The 15,400-nt window shown below is 61.8% G+C and carries 19 protein-coding genes; 9 read left to right on the forward strand and 10 right to left on the reverse strand.

Annotated features, from left to right (window positions below; genetic code table 11):
• Positions 1-113: 113 nt before the first annotated feature.
• Entirely contained in the window at positions 114-1,460 is a 1,347-nt protein-coding gene (locus PVZ78_RS03070) for a class II 3-deoxy-7-phosphoheptulonate synthase (protein ID WP_009050120.1), read from the forward strand.
• A gap of 50 nt (positions 1,461-1,510) precedes the next feature.
• On the opposite strand, the gene PVZ78_RS03075 is transcribed toward PVZ78_RS03070, so the two are convergent.
• Complete coding sequence (locus PVZ78_RS03075; RefSeq protein WP_103331000.1) at positions 1,511-2,722, reverse strand: winged helix-turn-helix domain-containing protein; 1,212 nt, start codon at positions 2,720-2,722, stop codon at positions 1,511-1,513.
• A gap of 64 nt (positions 2,723-2,786) precedes the next feature.
• Positions 2,787-3,008: a DUF1127 domain-containing protein gene (locus PVZ78_RS03080; RefSeq protein WP_273828204.1), complete on the reverse strand. Its 222-nt coding sequence runs from the start codon at positions 3,006-3,008 to the stop codon at positions 2,787-2,789.
• 97 nt (positions 3,009-3,105) lie between these two features.
• On the opposite strand from PVZ78_RS03080, the gene PVZ78_RS03085 reads away from it, so the two are divergent.
• Positions 3,106-3,960, forward strand: coding sequence for a LysR substrate-binding domain-containing protein (locus PVZ78_RS03085; RefSeq protein ID WP_028683063.1), 855 nt, complete (start codon positions 3,106-3,108; stop codon positions 3,958-3,960).
• Here PVZ78_RS03085 and PVZ78_RS03090 read toward each other — a convergent pair.
• Positions 3,950-4,699 carry a sulfite exporter TauE/SafE family protein gene (locus PVZ78_RS03090; protein WP_038577195.1) on the reverse strand — a complete coding sequence of 250 codons (750 nt, stop codon included), beginning with the start codon at positions 4,697-4,699 and terminating at the stop codon, positions 3,950-3,952. The two genes, PVZ78_RS03085 and PVZ78_RS03090, sit on opposite strands and share 11 nt — an antisense overlap.
• Before the next feature lie 108 nt (positions 4,700-4,807).
• Here PVZ78_RS03090 and PVZ78_RS03095 point away from each other — a divergent pair, with 108 nt between their 5' ends.
• From PVZ78_RS03095 to PVZ78_RS03110, 4 genes are all read left to right on the forward strand, one after another.
• On the forward strand, positions 4,808-5,758 hold the full coding sequence (locus tag PVZ78_RS03095; RefSeq protein ID WP_016704328.1) for a LysR family transcriptional regulator: 951 nt from the start codon (positions 4,808-4,810) through the stop codon (positions 5,756-5,758).
• 75 nt (positions 5,759-5,833) lie between these two features.
• Positions 5,834-6,295: a MarR family winged helix-turn-helix transcriptional regulator gene (locus PVZ78_RS03100; protein ID WP_007931403.1), complete on the forward strand. Its 462-nt coding sequence runs from the start codon at positions 5,834-5,836 to the stop codon at positions 6,293-6,295.
• A 279-nt stretch (positions 6,296-6,574) separates the two neighbouring features.
• Positions 6,575-6,994 (forward strand): organic hydroperoxide resistance protein, encoded by a 420-nt coding sequence (locus PVZ78_RS03105; RefSeq protein ID WP_009044954.1) that lies wholly within the window; start codon positions 6,575-6,577, stop codon positions 6,992-6,994.
• A 41-nt stretch (positions 6,995-7,035) separates the two neighbouring features.
• On the forward strand, positions 7,036-8,049 hold the full coding sequence (locus PVZ78_RS03110; protein ID WP_016704330.1) for an alpha/beta hydrolase: 1,014 nt from the start codon (positions 7,036-7,038) through the stop codon (positions 8,047-8,049).
• Between the two features lie 79 nt (positions 8,050-8,128).
• On the opposite strand, the gene PVZ78_RS03115 is transcribed toward PVZ78_RS03110, so the two are convergent.
• Both PVZ78_RS03115 and earP read right to left on the reverse strand, forming a co-directional pair.
• The gene (locus tag PVZ78_RS03115; RefSeq protein WP_007931398.1) at positions 8,129-8,701 is read right to left on the reverse strand and encodes an elongation factor P; all 573 of its coding nucleotides are present in this window, start codon (positions 8,699-8,701) and stop codon (positions 8,129-8,131) included.
• Between the two features lie 48 nt (positions 8,702-8,749).
• The gene (gene earP / locus PVZ78_RS03120) at positions 8,750-9,883 is read right to left on the reverse strand and encodes an elongation factor P maturation arginine rhamnosyltransferase EarP (RefSeq protein ID WP_273828228.1); all 1,134 of its coding nucleotides are present in this window, start codon (positions 9,881-9,883) and stop codon (positions 8,750-8,752) included.
• 122 nt (positions 9,884-10,005) lie between these two features.
• Here earP and PVZ78_RS03125 point away from each other — a divergent pair, with 122 nt between their 5' ends.
• Entirely contained in the window at positions 10,006-10,401 is a 396-nt protein-coding gene (locus tag PVZ78_RS03125) for a hypothetical protein (protein ID WP_016704332.1), read from the forward strand.
• 14 nt (positions 10,402-10,415) lie between these two features.
• On the forward strand, positions 10,416-10,898 hold the full coding sequence (locus tag PVZ78_RS03130; RefSeq protein ID WP_009050129.1) for a GreA/GreB family elongation factor: 483 nt from the start codon (positions 10,416-10,418) through the stop codon (positions 10,896-10,898).
• Positions 10,899-10,908: 10 nt separating this feature from the next.
• Here the strand turns inward: PVZ78_RS03130 and cysB are convergent, their stop codons facing one another.
• From cysB to PVZ78_RS03155, 5 genes are all read right to left on the reverse strand, one after another.
• On the reverse strand, positions 10,909-11,883 hold the full coding sequence (gene cysB / locus PVZ78_RS03135; protein ID WP_007931387.1) for an HTH-type transcriptional regulator CysB: 975 nt from the start codon (positions 11,881-11,883) through the stop codon (positions 10,909-10,911).
• A 112-nt stretch (positions 11,884-11,995) separates the two neighbouring features.
• Positions 11,996-12,496: a universal stress protein gene (locus PVZ78_RS03140; protein ID WP_009050130.1), complete on the reverse strand. Its 501-nt coding sequence runs from the start codon at positions 12,494-12,496 to the stop codon at positions 11,996-11,998.
• 93 nt (positions 12,497-12,589) lie between these two features.
• Positions 12,590-13,495, reverse strand: coding sequence for a 5'-nucleotidase (locus PVZ78_RS03145; protein WP_016704334.1), 906 nt, complete (start codon positions 13,493-13,495; stop codon positions 12,590-12,592).
• A 25-nt stretch (positions 13,496-13,520) separates the two neighbouring features.
• Positions 13,521-14,477 carry a putative 2-dehydropantoate 2-reductase gene (locus tag PVZ78_RS03150; RefSeq protein WP_273828205.1) on the reverse strand — a complete coding sequence of 319 codons (957 nt, stop codon included), beginning with the start codon at positions 14,475-14,477 and terminating at the stop codon, positions 13,521-13,523.
• Positions 14,477-14,863, reverse strand: coding sequence for a thioredoxin family protein (locus tag PVZ78_RS03155; RefSeq protein WP_009050133.1), 387 nt, complete (start codon positions 14,861-14,863; stop codon positions 14,477-14,479). The genes PVZ78_RS03150 and PVZ78_RS03155 overlap by 1 nt, the downstream gene beginning before the upstream one ends.
• Between PVZ78_RS03155 and PVZ78_RS03160 the strand changes: the two genes are divergently transcribed.
• Positions 14,862-15,305 carry a PilZ domain-containing protein gene (locus PVZ78_RS03160; RefSeq protein WP_009050134.1) on the forward strand — a complete coding sequence of 148 codons (444 nt, stop codon included), beginning with the start codon at positions 14,862-14,864 and terminating at the stop codon, positions 15,303-15,305. The two genes, PVZ78_RS03155 and PVZ78_RS03160, sit on opposite strands and share 2 nt — an antisense overlap.
• The last annotated feature ends 95 nt before the right edge of the window (positions 15,306-15,400 follow it).

Raw genomic sequence — 15,400 nt, forward strand, 5'->3', positions numbered from 1 at the left:
GCCGCTCGGCGCCGAGCGGGAAAGGCGCGATTGTCCGCGAACCAGCGGGAACAGGTCACGCACTAATTGCTGATAACATGCCTGTCCGACCTTAAAAAACACCCGAGTCCGTGATGAGCCAACCCTGGAGTCCTGACAGCTGGCGCGCCCTGCCGATCCAGCAACAACCCGCCTACCCCGACGCCGCCCACCTGTTGCAGGTCGAGCAGACCCTGGCCAGCTACCCGCCGCTGGTGTTTGCCGGCGAAGCCCGCGAGCTGCGCCGCCAGTTTGCCGAGGTGACCCAGGGCCGCGCCTTTCTGCTGCAGGGCGGCGATTGCGCCGAGAGCTTCGCCGAGTTCTCCGCGGCGAAGATCCGCGACACCTTCAAGGTCCTGCTGCAGATGGCGATCGTCATGACCTTCGCCGCCGGCTGCCCGGTGGTCAAGGTCGGGCGCATGGCCGGCCAGTTCGCCAAGCCGCGCTCGGCCAATGACGAAACCATCAATGGCGTGACCCTGCCGGCCTACCGCGGCGATATCGTCAACGGCATCGGCTTTGACGCAAAAAGCCGGGTGCCGGACCCGGACCGCCTGCTGCAGTCCTATCACCAGGCCACCGCCACCCTGAACCTGCTGCGCGCCTTTGCCCAGGGCGGTTTTGCCGATCTGCACCAGGTGCACAAATGGAACCTGGACTTCATCGCCAACTCCGCCCTGGCCGAGAAGTACAGCCAGCTGGCCGACCGCATCGACGAAACCCTGGCCTTCATGCGCGCCTGCGGCATGGACAGCTCGCCGCAGTTGCGCGAGACCAGTTTCTTCACCGCCCACGAGGCGCTGCTGCTGAACTATGAAGAAGCCTTCGTCCGTCGCGACAGCCTGACCAACGACTATTACGACTGCTCGGCGCACATGCTGTGGATCGGCGACCGTACCCGCCAGCTCGACGGCGCCCACGTCGAATTCCTGCGTGGGGTGAATAACCCGATCGGGGTCAAGGTCGGCCCGAGCATGAACACCGAGGAGCTGATCCGCCTGATCGACATCCTCAACCCGGACAACGATCCGGGCCGCCTGAACCTGATCGTGCGCATGGGTGTGAACAAGGTCGGCGACCATCTGCCGCAGTTGATCCGCGCGGTGGAAAGCGAAGGCAAGAAGGTGCTGTGGAGCTCCGACCCGATGCATGGCAACACCATCAAGGCCAGCAGCGGTTACAAGACCCGGGATTTCGCGCAGATCCTCAATGAGGTGAAGCAGTTCTTCCAGGTCCACGAAGCCGAGGGCAGTTATGCCGGCGGTATCCACATCGAGATGACCGGGCAGAACGTCACCGAGTGCATCGGTGGCGCGCGGCCGATTACCGAAGATGCCTTGTCGGATCGCTACCACACCCATTGCGACCCACGGATGAACGCCGATCAGTCGCTGGAGCTGGCGTTCCTGATTGCCGAGACCTTGAAACAGGTCAAGCGTTGAACCTGTAGCGCTCGATCATCCAGGAAACGCTGCTGGATGATCGACGCGCTTCAAAGAAACCCTCGCAAGCGCTGGGCGCTGGCCCTCGGGCAATTGAGCTGGACGTCGGCCAGCCCCAACCAATTGGCCATATCCCGCAAGTTGCTCGCCAGCGCCTGCATGCCCTGCTCGTCCAGCCCCTGCTCTTCCTCATGTACGGCATGCACCGCCAGGCGTCCCTGCGCCCTTTCTGCCCGCAGGTCGACCCGGGCGGCGATCCGTTCGTGGTGCAAAAACGGCAACACGTAATAGCCATACACCCGCTTGTGCTGCGGCGTGTAGATCTCCAGCCGATAGCGGAAATCGAACAGGCGCTCGGTGCGGCTGCGCTCCCAGATCAGCGAATCGAAGGGAGAAAGCAAGGCACTGGCCGGCACGCTACGCGGCACCTTCACCTGCGGCAGGCAATAGGCCGCTTGCTTCCAGCCTTCCACCTCGCAGGCCAGCAACTCGCCGCCTTCCAGCAACTCCGCCAGGCGTGCCCGGCTGTCTGCCGGTTCCAGGCGGAAGTAATCGCGCAGATCCTTCTCGGTGGCCACGCCCAAGGCACTGGCGGCATGCAACAGCAAACCGCGCTGGGCGTCAGCCTCGCTGAGCGGCGAATGTTGCAGGATGCTCGAAGGAATCACCCGCTCCGGCAAGTCGTACAAACGCTCGAATCCACGCCGACCGGCGACCGTCACCTCACCGGCGGCGAACAGCCATTCCAGCGCGTGCTTCTCCGCGCTCCAGTCCCACCAAGGGCCGGCGCGTTCCTCGCGGGTAGACAGGCTGCCCGCGCCGAGGGCGCCCTGTTCCTCGACCGCGGCCAGGACCCGGCGGATAGTCGCCTGCTGCTCCTGGCCGAAACGCGCCAACTGCTGGTAGATCCCCTGCCCCTGGCTGGCCCGCTGCATGCGCCAGCGCATCAGTGGGTACAGCGACAGCGGCAGCAACGAGGCTTCGTGCCCCCAGTACTCGAACAACGTGCGTTGCCGGCCCTGGCTCCAGGCGGCCTGGTCCAGCAGTTGCGCGGGATAGTCGCCAAGGCGGGAAAACAGCGGCAGGTAGTGCGAACGCACCAGGGCGTTGACCGAATCGATCTGCAGGATGCCCAGGCGCGCGATCAGGCGATTGACCTGTGCCGGCCTGATCGTCGCAGGCAGCGCCCGCCCGGAAAAACCTTGGGCGGCCAGCGCCAGACGCCGAGCTTGCTTGAGGGAAAAGGACAGTTCTGCGGGCATGGCAATCTCCTTGTCTGCCCGCAAACTACCTCAGTGAGAAGTGGCTTGTGTAGCGCTTTGACATTCACTTGTGCATCGGATCGTCCCAGAACGGCCGCACGGTCTCCCGTTCCACATCCGCGCGACTGAGGCCGATATCCTTCAGCGCTTCGTCACTCATGCAGGCCAGCATGATCCGTTCACGGTGCAGCTCATGCCAGCGGACAATCCTCTGCAGCAGATGCCGCACGGAAATGCCATGCCATGCAAATCGGTGAGCCAGTACAAAACCTTTTTGACCTTTCATCGTCTTGCCCTCCAGTGGGGATGGCTCAAGTCTCCACCCGGGGCTAAGATCAATCCAACGAATGTTTCTTATGCAATACATCTCGGAGTTTGATGAATTGTCCAGCTACCCAAGCATTGATACCGAGGTCCTGCGCACCTTCGTCGCCATCGCCGATCAGGGCGGTTTCACCAAGGCCGGGGAGCAGGTCAATCGCACCCAGTCCGCGGTGAGCATGCAGATGAAGCGGCTCGAGGAAGATGTGCTGCAACGCCAGCTGTTCCAGCGTGAGGGCCGGCAAGTGCGCCTGACCGCCGAAGGCCAGGTGCTGCTGGGTTACGCGCGGCGCATCCTGAAACTGCACAGCGAGGTGTTCAATACCCTGCGCGAGCCGCACATGGTCGGCACCGTGCGCATCGGTACGCCGGACGATTACGTGATGCGTTTTCTACCGGGGATCCTGTCGCGTTTTGCCCAGGCTTACCCTTTGATCCAGATCGAAGTGCATTGCGAGTCGTCCAAGCAATTGTTGCTGCGCCAGGACCTGGACCTGTCCATCGTCACACGCGAGCCGGGCAGCGAAATCGGCCAGTTGCTGCGCAAGGAGCGTTTCGTCTGGGCCGAGGCCCAGGGCTTCTGTCCCCACGAACAGACGCCGCTGCCCCTGGCGATGTTCAACAGCGATTGCTTCTGCAGACAGTGGGCCTGCAATGCGCTGGACGCCGCCGGGCGCGACTATCGCATTGCCTATAACAGCTCCAGCCTGTCGGCACTGATGGCCGTGGTCAGCGCCGGCCTGGCGATCACCGCGCAACTGGAAAGCCTGATCACCCCGGACATGCGCATCCTGGGCGCCGCCGAAGACCTGCCCCAGCTGCCCGAAGCCAGCATCATGCTGGTGCGCAACCTCAACACGCCCTCGCCCATCACCGAATGCCTGGCCGAGCACATAGTTGAAGGCTTCAAACTTTAAAGGCGAGCATCACCGCACAGACCACCAGGAAACCGCAGAACAGCCCGCGCAGCATTCGCTCGGGCAGCGCGTGGGCGATTTTCACCCCCCAACTGATGCTCAGCAGACCACCCGCCGCCAGCGGCAGACCGATCATCCAGTCCACTTCCTGATGCACTCCGTAGGTCACCAGCGTTACCCCGGTGCTGGGCAAGGCCAGGGCCAGCGACAACCCCTGGGCGACCACCTGGGTGGTGCCGAACACGCTGGTCAGCACCGGCGTGGCAACCACCGCGCCACCGACCCCAAACAGCCCGCCCATGGTTCCGGAAGCTGCACCCAGCACACCGAGCCACGGCCAGGGGTAACGCATCTGCGCCGAAGCCGGGACATTGGCCAGGAACATGCGCAGCAGGTTGTAGGCCGACAAGGCCACCAGGAACGCGACGAAGCCGATCCGCATGACCTGGGCATCGATGCCCACCGCCCAGATCGAACCGAGCCAGGCAAAACAGAAACCCATCAAGGCCAATGGCAGCGCATGCCGCGCCTCGATCCGGTTGCGCTGGTGATAGCGCCACAACGCGAGCATCACGTTAGGAACCACCATCACCAACGCCGTGCCCTGGGCGATCTGCTGGTCCAGCCCGAACAGCACACCCAGCACCGGAATCGCGATAAGGCCGCCGCCGATCCCGAACAAGCCGCCCACCGTGCCCAGCGCCGCGCCCAACACCACATACATCGCTAAATCGATCACCGCCGCTCTCCTCACCTCAGGCCTTGCATGCTACGCAGTCGGCTCTGGTGCGGAAACGCACAGCAACGCACAATGGCTTTGCCAATTTCGCACAGGCAAATGCCCGCCATGAACCCCAACGCCCTCACCGACCAGCTCGGCCTGTTTCTCGATGTCCTGGAAGCCGGGAGTTTTTCCGCCGCCGCGCGCCGGCATCCCTTGACCCCTTCGGCGGTGGCCCGGCGTATCGACAGCCTGGAAAACGCGGTCGGCAGCAAGCTGTTCATGCGCACCACCCACGCGGTGGTGGCGACGGCGGCTGGCCAGGCCTTCGCCGAACGCGCCCGGCGCATCGTCGCCGAACTGCAACTGGCCCGGGCGGAAGCCGTGTCCTTGAGCCATGCGCCGGAAGGCCTGATCCGCATCGACGCGCCCGCGGCGTTCGGCCGGCGACACCTGGCGCCGGCCATCGCCGATTTCCTGATGCTCTATCCGGGGCTGGATGTGCAGTTGCACCTGATCGACAGCTTCGTCGACATGCAGGGCTCGCACCTGGGCAAGGTCGACCTGGTGCTGCGCGCCGGGCAAAGGGTCGATACCCGCATGGTGGCGACCTCGCTGGCGAGCATCGTGCGCATCGCCTGTGCCAGCCCGGCCTACCTCAAGCTTCGCGGCACTCCGGTCCATCCCGCCGAGCTGAGTCAGCATGATGGCCTGGACTGGGACGGCCTGGCTCCGCTGTTCGCCTGGCGCTTCGAACTGGACGGGCAATTGCAGACTCACCGCCCACAACGCATCCGCCTGAGCGCCAACAATGCCGAGGCCCTGTTGTCCGGAGCCCTGGCCGGGCTGGGCATCGCCCACCTGCCGACCTGGCTGGCCAGCGAATACCTGTTGCGCGGGGAGCTATTGCCGCTGTTCTGCGAAACCGGCCTGCCCAAACCGGAAAGCGCCGGTATCTATGCCTTGCGCCTGGAACAGCACACCAACGCCCGCAGCCGTCTGTTGCTGGAATACCTGAAGACTCGCTTCAGCCCGATTCCGCCATGGGATCTGGCCCTGCAGAGCGCCATGGGCTGAGAGCCGGCGAGAATTATCTGGCGCATTAAAGATTCGCCCGCTAGATTCAGGGCGAGTATCGATCAAGGCCCGACCATGAACACCAAAGGCTCCACCCCGGAAAAATGCGACGATCTGCTGCTGGATAACCAGTTGTGCTTCGCCCTGCACTCGACTTCGCTGCTGATGACCAAAGTCTATAAACCGCTGCTGCAGGAGCTGGGCCTGACTTATCCCCAGTACCTGGCGATGATGGTGCTCTGGGAGCAGGACGGCCTGACCGTCGGCGAAATCAGCAGCCGCCTGCTGACCGATCCCGGTTCATTGACGCCCTTGCTCAAGCGCCTGGAGGCCGAGGGATTGCTGAGCCGTACCCGCAGCCGCGAAGACGAACGGGTGGTGATCATCGAGCTGACCGAGCAAGGCCGGGCCCTGTATGACCGGGCGCGCGGCGTTCCCCAATGCATCCTCGGCGCCAGCGGCCTGACCCTGGAACAGCTGCGCAAACTGCAGGCCGACCTGCTGAACCTGCGCGGCCATCTGCAAGACAGCCTTTAACCGCGCTCTCGCGAGCACGCCTGCCCCTCCTGCAGCAGCGCTTGCTCGCGATCCTCTCTATTTCGATGCCGCCACCAGCGTATCGACGAAAAAATTTCTCGATAAAAATATTATTTAAATCATTCGCTTAGCTAAAAGATATGGGCTTCTGGCAAGCATTTTCGAGTTTTTTTCAAAAAATTGTCTTGCGCACTAAATATTTGAGCGATACATTTATTTCGCACTTACTTAGCGCGCAAACATTTAGCGCAAAAATTCGAAACCCAAGAGGCTCACACCATGCAAACTCTCTATACCGCAGTCGCAACCGCAACCGGTGGCCGTGATGGTCGCGCCGTCTCCAGCGACAACATCCTCGACGTCAAACTCTCCACCCCCAAAGAACTCGGTGGTGCCGGCGGCCAGGCGACCAACCCTGAACAACTCTTCGCCGCCGGCTACTCCGCCTGCTTTATCGGCGCCCTGAAATTCGTCGCCAGCCAGAGCAAACGCAAGATCCCGGACAACGCCTCGATCACCGCCCATGTCGGCATCGGCCAGATTCCTGGCGGCTTCGGCCTGGACATCGACCTGCACATCAGCCTGCCAGGTCTTGAACAGAGCGATGCGCAATCCCTGGTCGAAGCGGCTCACCAGGTCTGCCCTTACTCCAACGCCACCCGCGGCAACGTCGACGTACGTCTGCACGTGACTGTCTAACCCAACTGCGCACCAGCGCCCGCACCGCCCAGGAGACGAACATGAACACTTTCAGCAAGGTCTTGACCGGTAGCCTTCTCGCCCTGTCCATCAACACGGCCTTCGCCGAAGGCGGGGTCGAACACAACACCCAGGCGTTCCTCGACGCCTTGAACGCCGGCAGCGGCAAGCCGATGGAACAGATGACGCCAAAAGAGGCCCGGGCCGTGCTGGTCGGTGCCCAGGCCGGGGTCAAGCTGACGCTGCCCAAGGCGGATGTCAGCCAGAAGACCATCAAGGTCGACGGCCAAGACATCAGCCTGACCATCGTCAGGCCGGCCGGGGTGAAAGGCACGTTGCCGGTGTTTATGTTTTTCCACGGCGGCGGCTGGGTGCTGGGCGACTTCCCGACCCATGAACGGCTGGTGCGGGACCTGGTGGTGGGCTCCGGGGCGGCGGCGGTGTTCGTCAATTACACGCCGTCTCCGGAAGCTCATTACCCGGTGGCGATCAATCAGGCTTACGCGGCAACCAAGTGGGTGGCCGAGCATGGCCAGGAAATCAACGTCGACGGCAAGCGCCTGGCGGTTGCCGGCAACAGCGTCGGCGGCAACATGGCGGCCGTGGTCAGCCTGATGGCCAAGGACAAGGGCACGCCGGCGATTCGGTTCCAGCTACTGCTGTGGCCGGTGACCGACGCGAATTTCGAGACGGCGTCGTACAACCAGTATGCCGAGGGGCACTTCCTCAGCAAAAACATGATGAAGTGGTTCTGGGACAACTACACCACCGACGCCCGGCAGCGTAACGAGATCTACGCCTCGCCGCTGCGCGCCACCAGCGCCCAGCTCAAGGGCCTGCCGCCCGCGCTGATCCAGACGGCCGGTGCCGATGTGCTGCGCGACGAAGGCGAAGCCTATGCCCGCAAGCTGGACGAAGCCGGCGTGACCGTGACCTCGGTGCGCTACAACGGGATGATCCATGACTATGGCCTGCTCAACGTGGTCAGCCAGGTACCCGCAGTGCGCTCGGCGCTGCTGCAGGCCAGTGAAGAGCTCAAGCAACACCTGAAGTAAGGCTGTCACTGATCTTCGGCCACAAAAAAGCCCGACTCGATGGTCGGGCTTTTTCGTACGCGAGAATTCAAGCAGAAGCTTAAACCTTGGCGCGGCCTTTGTAGGAACCGCCTTCGCGAGTATCGATCTCGATCATGTCGCCGATTTCGATAAAGTCAGCAACCGACAGCTCGGTACCGTTCTTCAGTTTGGCAGGCTTCATCACCTTGCCCGAAGTGTCGCCGCGAGCGGAACCTTCGGTGTAGTCAACCTGGCGCACGATGGTGGTCGGCAGGTCAACGGAAACCAGACGGTCTTCGAAGAACACGGCTTCGCAAACGTCGGTCATGCCTTCTTCGATGAACGGCAGAACGGCTTCGATGTCTTCGGCGTTCAGCTCGTACATGGTGTAGTCGGTGGTGTCCATGAACGTGTAAGTGTCACCGCTGATGAACGACAGGGTCGCTTCTTTGCGATCCAGAATCACGTCGTCCAGTTTGTCGTCCGCACCGTAAACGGTTTCGGTCTTGTAACCGGTCAGCAGGTTCTTCAGTTTGGTCTTCATGATCGCGCTGTTACGACCGGACTTGGTGAATTCAGCTTTCTGAACCAGCCAAGGATCGTTGTCGATACGGATCACGGTACCGGGTTTGAGTTCTTTACCAGTTTTCATTGCGAATATCCGAATTTGGATGGGATTTACAAAAATCTAGGCCGCGTATCATATCCAATTTAGGTAAAACTGCACCAGCGCCGCAGCAAGATCGGGCTGTGAGCCCTGTTCCAGACACCACTTTTCGGCGTGAGCGGTCACTTCCGGCCAGTGTTCCAGCAGTTTTTTCCAGGCCTGTGCCATCTCGCCCCCGGCATTCCAGGCCCGCCACAGGTCGATCAGCGCCGCCTTGGCCTCTGGCGACAGCCCCTGTGTATAAAGCTCGAGAAAGGCATCGAGCTTGTCCAGGTGGATGTCTTCGTCCTGTTGATAAATGTGCCAGAGCATCGGCCGGCCGGTCCACTGTGCGCGCACGAACGAGTCCTCGCCGCGTACCGCGTTGAAATCGCAGGCCCACAGGAGCTGGTCGTATTCCTCCTGTCGGACGAATGGCAGCACCTGCACCGTCAACGCCCCACGGACCTGCACCGCACCCGCCGCCAGTGCCTCGACACCCAGCCAGTGTTGCACGTCACCAAGGATCCGACCTTCGGGAACCAGCAGATGGGTAGCCCGCGAGTCGGCAGCCAGCGCGTCCAGCCAACTGGCCAGACCGGCGTTCTCATAGGCGAATAGCGACATCAGGCGGGCGTCGGGTGCGGCAAAGACGCCCAGTCCTTCAAGGAAATGTTGCCGAGCCCGCGGATCCTGCTGAAATGCCCTGCGTCGCTCCAACAACCCCGCCTCGCGCAGCAAGCCGCCGGTACCGGCCTGAAAGCCAGGGAAAAAGAAGTACTTCTGCACGCCCTTGAACTTCACCGAGGGCAGACCGTGGCAGCCGGTCACCCAGGCTTCGGCGCTGAGGTAATCGAGGTTCAGCCACAAAGGGGTATGTTCCCGTTCGGCCATCGCCTCCATATAAGCCGGTGGCAACTGGCAGGCAAAGGCCGCGATCACCACATCCGCAGCCGCCACCGGCGACCACTCGGCCGGCCAGTGGCGCACATCGACGCCCTCCTGCCATTGCTGAGGCAAGGCGACATCGATCGGTGGACACAAACGCTCGAAGGCCCGCAGGTCATCCACCCACAGCCGCACCGCGCACTGATGCTCGGCCACCAGTTGCCGGGCCAGCCGCCAGGTCACGCCGATATCGCCGTAGTTATCGACGACGCTGCAGAAAATATCCCAGGAGGCTTTCATTCCGGGCTCCGTTTGGCAAAAGCGCCGATTGTCCGCATAAATCGCCACAGACAGAAGAGCCAATGCCGATAATCTTCGTGCGACAATCACGGCTTGCCGACACCGCCTGCCAGGAGGCTGCCATGCCCTATCGCCCGACACCCCGTCGATCATTACGTATCAGCGTAAACGCACTTCAGCTCAGCGGCAGTATTGCCCTGGGATTGTGGCTGGGTTTTCTGGCAATCGCCCTGACCTGCTGGCTGGCCTGGCGTTTTCTGTTCGACCAGCAATTGGCGCCCGTCGCCCAGGCCGTGCAACAGCTGACAAAACCGCCCAGCACGGAGTCGGCCGCCTCCAACCGCATGTTCGAGCAATACCAGGAAAACCTGCGCAAGAACGAACAACAGCAGGCACTGGATAATGCACGCAGCAACCTGCGCAACCAGTCCAACCCGAAATGCCAGTTCTGGTTGCAACAGGACCAGACGGCGCCGAGCGAAAAGAGCCGGGCCAACGTCCTGCAATTCTGCGATTGAGCCTGAACCTGACCATGCACAAGCCTACTGTCCACCAACTGATTCTCGACAAGCTCCGCGGCGATCTGGAGATCGCCCAGCGTGCGGCGCAGACCGCCTATGAGGCGGCGACCCACGAAGAGAACATTGCCGAAAACAAGTACGACACCCTGGGGCTGGAGGCGTCCTATCTCGCCGCCGGCCAGGCCAGGCGCGTCGAGGAAATCCGGCAGGCGCTGGCGCTCTGCCAGAACCTGACCCTGCGCCCGTACGACGAGCAGGTTGGTATCCAGGTCGGCGCGCTGCTGGGCCTCGAAGACGAAAACGGCCACGAACAATGGCTGTTCCTGGCGCCGGATGGGGCGGGGCTGAAGGTCGAGGTGGTGGGGCAACCGGTGACCGTCATCACCCCTCGTTCACCGCTGGGCAAAGGCCTGCTGGGCAAGTTCGAGGGGGATGAGCTGGAGATCGTCGTCGCGGGCGCTCGGCAACAGTTCGCGGTCACCGAGGTCAAGTGAGCCCGACGACTTAGTGGACAGGCAGTTCGACGCCGTCGAACAGCTCTTCGAGTTCCTGCTTGTTGTGGCACTGAATGGCCTTGGCCATCACTTCGCGCGTCAGGTGCGGCGCGAACTTCTCGATGAAGTCACACATGAAGCCACGCAGGAAAGTGCCACGGCGGAAACCGATCTTGGTGATGCTCGACTCGAACAGCTCGCTGGCATCCAGTACCACCAGGTCACTATCAAGCTTGGTATCGACCGCCATCTTGGCGACGATGCCCACACCCAGGCCCAGGCGTACGTAAGTCTTGATCACGTCGGCGTCGGCGGCGGTGAACACCACCTTCGGCGTCAGACCGCGATGGCTGAAGGCTTCGTCGAGCTTGGAACGGCCGGTGAAACCGAACACGTAAGTCACGATCGGGTATTCGGCGAGGGTTTCCAGGGTCAACTTCGGCAGCTTGGTCAGCGGGTGGCCCTGCGGTACCACCACGCAGCGGTTCCAGCGGTAGCACGGCATCATCACCAGGTCACCGAACAGCTCCAGCGCTTCGGTGGCGATGGCGAAGTCGACGGTGCCATCGGCGGCCATTTCGGCGATCTGCATCGGCGAACCCTGATGCATGTGCAACGCCACATCCGGGTACTGCTTGATGAAGCTGCTGATCACCGGCGGCAAGGCATAACGGGCCTGGGTGTGGGTGGTGGCGATCGACAGGGTGCCCTTCTTCTCGTTGGAGAATTCCTGGGCGATCTGCTTGATGCTTTCGACCTTGCGCAGGATCTCGCCAGCGGTAGTGATGATGCGTTCGCCAGCCGGGGTGACGCGAGTCAGGTGCTTGCCGCTACGAGCGAATACCTCGACCCCCAGCTCGTCCTCGAGCAGGCGAATCTGCTTGCTGATACCCGGTTGCGACGTATAAAGGCTTTGGGCTGTAGCAGAGACGTTGAGGTCGTGGTGCGCCACTTCCCAGATGTAGCGCAATTGTTGAAGCTTCATATGAATCCCTCAAAGCAGGTAGACGCCACGGGCATCAGCGACGGTATATAACTATATTAATGGTTCGAAGAATAAATCTAGAACTTTTCTTAAGAAAATTCCAATAGCCGCGTCAGATATCTCCGAACCGTCGACGCTGCACCAAGGGCACCAGGTAAACCGGAACCTTGGCCAGTTGCAGTACCCTGGCGGCCGTCCTGCCCAATGGGGTTTCACCACCCGCCCCATGGCTGTGACTTCCTACGATCAACAAATCCACAGAGAGTTTCGACGCCTGTTCGAGAATGACTTGCGAGGGGTCCCCCTGAAAGACCCGGACCGACTGAATCAGCGCGAGATCCTGCATGCCCTCCCCCAACTCTTCGCGAAAGCTGTCGAGTACCCGTTGCTCGATATTCGCCATCACCGTGCTCAGGCCCTGACTGTGAAACTCATTCAGGGCTTGCTCGTCGAGATAACTCTGCAACACCGATTCGGCAAACAGCCCCATGGGCTCCACCGCATGAACCACGTGCAAGTCGGCATTGAATGTTCGAGCCAGCTCCAGGGCATGTTGCATCACATAGGGCGCATACAGACCGAGGTCAGTGGCATACAGCATCGAACGAATCATATGACCTCCTCGACTGCCAATATGGCGGAGATTGATTCAGCTTAGCAGTGCCAAGGCGACTACGACGTCCCGCGCAAGCCCGTGAACATTGAGCTAAACCTTGGTTTCGTTGCTGATGCCATGGGGCACATGGCCGGTGGCGACCACTTCGCGAGCCAGTTCGCAATGGCCCGCCTGATCGTCGAAGAACACATCGGCGGCGAAGGCTTCGAGAAAGGCAGCCTTCTCCAGACCGCCCAGGAACAACGATTCGTCCAGGCGAATATCCCATTCGCGCAAGGTCCGAATAACCCGCTCATGGGCCGGTGCCGAACGTGCCGTCACCAAGGCGGTACGGATCGGACAATCATCGTCGGGGAACTCGCGCTGCAGCAGATTGAGCGCGGCGAGGAAGCCTTTGAACGGCCCCCCGCGCAACGGCTCGCGGGCGGACTCGCGCTCCTTGGCCTGGAAGGCTTCCAGGCCACCGAGCTGATAGACCCGCTCCGACTCATCGGAAAACAGCACGGCGTCGCCGTCGAAGGCGATCCGTAGTTCGGCGCTGGCGGCTCGCCGGGCGCCACCGGAAAGAATGGTCGCCGCGGCAAACCCGGCGTCCAGTGCACTGCGCACATCTTCGGCGTGGGTGGAAAGAAACAGGTCGCAGCCGAAAGCCGCGAGATAAGGATAAGGGCTACGGCCACCGACAAAAGCGGCCCGGGAAATATCCAGGCCGTAATGCTGGATCGAGTTGAAGACCCGCAGCCCCGTGTCGGCACTGTTACGCGACACCAGCACCACCTCGACCCGCGCCCGGCCGAGGCTGGCATTGAGGCTCAAGAGTTTTTTCACCAGGGGAAAAGCATCGCCCGGTTCGAGGGATTCCTCCTCGTGATCGATCTGATACTTGCGGTAGGCCTCGACCCCCTCAGCCAGATAGACCTTATGGCTTTCGCTGAGATCGAACAGGGCCCGTGACGAAATCGCCACCACCAGTTTGCCGCCCAAGCCCTTTGCCATATCGCTTCCCCCCCCGATGCTGCGATCAACCGTTATGCCGGTCGATAAAACTCAACGCCCGATACAAGGCTTCCATTTTCGGCAGCTCGCATCCCGCTGCCCTGGCCGCGGCCAATGGCGCGGCGTAGATGGCCGACAACTCCAGCGCTCGCTTGTGCCGGTAGTCGTGGTACATGCTCGGCCAATAGTCCGGCATGCTTTCGGTCACCTTGAACAAGTGCTCAGCATAGCCGTCCGGCATGCTGTGGCCACAGGCCAGGGCGCCTTGCACCACTTCACGCATCAAGGCCTGAATCAGCTCGCGGCTGTCGGCATCGGCCATCAGCGGCGTGGTGCTGGCGTTGAGCAATACCGACAAACCGTTGTACGGCACGTTCCACACCAGTTTCTGCCAGCGCGCCTGCTGCAGGTTGGCCATGGCCTGGGAATCAATACTGGCCTTGCGGAATAGCGCGGCGCCCTCTTCCACTATTGCCTGGCGCTGCGATTCGTCCTGCGCGGCCGGGCCACTGTGATACCCCAGGTTCACCGCGCCCAGCGCCTGATGCTCGATCACCCCGGGCCCGGCACGGTGCACGCAGATAAAACACAGGCCGCCCAACAGATGCAGCGAGTCGGGAAGCAGGTCGCGCAAGCCGTCCTCCACATCCAGGCCATTCTGCAGTAACAGCACCTTGGCGCCGGGAGCCGCCGCACAAAGAATCGCCGGAGCCAACTCGGCGTTGCTGGTGGTCTTGGCTCCCACCAGCAGCCAATCGCAGGGCGGCATGTCTTCGGCACTGGCATAGGCCTGGACCGGGTTCAGGGTCAGCTCACCATGCACCGCGCTATGCAGTTGCAAACCCCGCTCGGTGACCGCGGCGAATTCGCTGCGCAGCAGGAAATGCACATCCAGGCCGGCTCGCGCCAGCAGCATCCCGTAGAAACCACCGATCGCTCCGGTACCGATAATGCCGATTCGCGGCGTGTGGACTGCTTCCATCAAGGCAACTCCTCTGGAATTCGATTCAGCGCCTGTGCCAGTCGCTCGCCGAGCTCGCCAGGTGTCAGGCGCGACTGCAAGGCCCCATAAAACTCACCGTCGCGCACCACGAACAGTGCCGGCAAGTGAAACACCTGATAACGCTCGACCGCGCCGCCATTGTTTCCCGCATCGATCCAGCACAACCGCTCGATCGGCAGATCGAAGCCGGGCAACTGCTGCCGGGCCCAGCGACAACTGGCGCAGCCGACGCTGGTGAATATCACCAGCGAAACACCGCTCATCGCCAACAGCCGCTGATCGATATCGAAATCAGTCAGCTCCAATTCGACCACTATACTGGGGGAAACAATGTCACATAGCCGACACTCGGAGTCCGCGTTCATGGGACGTTTCATTCCTCATCCTGACGATGTTCCGGTTGAGCTGACCTTACGCAAGCACGCATGCATTTCGCGTCAACGGTTGCACACTATCAGCCTCGGCGGCATGGCTTGCAATTATCACCGCGCCTGGCGCCGCGGCACTGCACTGGAAATCTGCATGCCCACTCTGGGTGAAAACGCCCGCTACAACGGCTATGTGGCCTGGTGCCTGCGACGCAAGCGTGGCTACCTGGTGGGGATCGCCTTCATCGACGAACAGACCCTGTTCCGTGCCCGAATGAGTGAGCAGGTGTGCCAGATCGCCCACTACTGCCACCTGCATGAGCCCCAGGCCGAGCAGCGACAGATCGAAACCCTGGCCCAGCAATGGGTCGAACAGCACGCCGCCGAGTTCTCCCACGACCGGGTTCATCAGGCTTTTATGCAGCCAGCGCTGGATTAAACCCGCCTCTGCCCATTGTCGAGCCCCGGTGTAACGCGCTAAGGTTCGGCTCCCCGACGCGCTTAAATCCGCTGTGCACCGCCGCGCGGGGATCG

This window comes from Pseudomonas sp. SBT1-2 (assembly GCF_028640875.1).
In the GTDB taxonomy this organism is placed as follows: domain Bacteria; phylum Pseudomonadota; class Gammaproteobacteria; order Pseudomonadales; family Pseudomonadaceae; genus Aquipseudomonas; species Aquipseudomonas chlororaphis_I.

Excerpts from the sequence above, each read along its gene's own strand:
- PVZ78_RS03070 (WP_009050120.1), top strand. The coding sequence starts at position 114 with ATGAGCCAACCCTGGAGTCCTGACAGCTGGCGCGCCCTGCCGATCCAG.
- PVZ78_RS03075 (WP_103331000.1), bottom strand. The coding sequence starts at position 2,722 with ATGCCCGCAGAACTGTCCTTTTCCCTCAAGCAAGCTCGGCGTCTGGCG.
- PVZ78_RS03080 (WP_273828204.1), bottom strand. The coding sequence starts at position 3,008 with ATGAAAGGTCAAAAAGGTTTTGTACTGGCTCACCGATTTGCATGGCAT.
- PVZ78_RS03095 (WP_016704328.1), top strand. The coding sequence starts at position 4,808 with ATGAACCCCAACGCCCTCACCGACCAGCTCGGCCTGTTTCTCGATGTC.
- PVZ78_RS03100 (WP_007931403.1), top strand. The coding sequence starts at position 5,834 with ATGAACACCAAAGGCTCCACCCCGGAAAAATGCGACGATCTGCTGCTG.
- PVZ78_RS03105 (WP_009044954.1), top strand. The coding sequence starts at position 6,575 with ATGCAAACTCTCTATACCGCAGTCGCAACCGCAACCGGTGGCCGTGAT.
- PVZ78_RS03110 (WP_016704330.1), top strand. The coding sequence starts at position 7,036 with ATGAACACTTTCAGCAAGGTCTTGACCGGTAGCCTTCTCGCCCTGTCC.
- PVZ78_RS03115 (WP_007931398.1), bottom strand. The coding sequence starts at position 8,701 with ATGAAAACTGGTAAAGAACTCAAACCCGGTACCGTGATCCGTATCGAC.
- earP (WP_273828228.1), bottom strand. The coding sequence starts at position 9,883 with ATGAAAGCCTCCTGGGATATTTTCTGCAGCGTCGTCGATAACTACGGC.
- PVZ78_RS03125 (WP_016704332.1), top strand. The coding sequence starts at position 10,006 with ATGCCCTATCGCCCGACACCCCGTCGATCATTACGTATCAGCGTAAAC.
- PVZ78_RS03130 (WP_009050129.1), top strand. The coding sequence starts at position 10,416 with ATGCACAAGCCTACTGTCCACCAACTGATTCTCGACAAGCTCCGCGGC.
- cysB (WP_007931387.1), bottom strand. The coding sequence starts at position 11,883 with ATGAAGCTTCAACAATTGCGCTACATCTGGGAAGTGGCGCACCACGAC.
- PVZ78_RS03140 (WP_009050130.1), bottom strand. The coding sequence starts at position 12,496 with ATGATTCGTTCGATGCTGTATGCCACTGACCTCGGTCTGTATGCGCCC.
- PVZ78_RS03145 (WP_016704334.1), bottom strand. The coding sequence starts at position 13,495 with ATGGCAAAGGGCTTGGGCGGCAAACTGGTGGTGGCGATTTCGTCACGG.
- PVZ78_RS03150 (WP_273828205.1), bottom strand. The coding sequence starts at position 14,477 with ATGGAAGCAGTCCACACGCCGCGAATCGGCATTATCGGTACCGGAGCG.
- PVZ78_RS03160 (WP_009050134.1), top strand. The coding sequence starts at position 14,862 with ATGGGACGTTTCATTCCTCATCCTGACGATGTTCCGGTTGAGCTGACC.
- PVZ78_RS03155 (WP_009050133.1), bottom strand. The coding sequence starts at position 14,863 with ATGAACGCGGACTCCGAGTGTCGGCTATGTGACATTGTTTCCCCCAGT.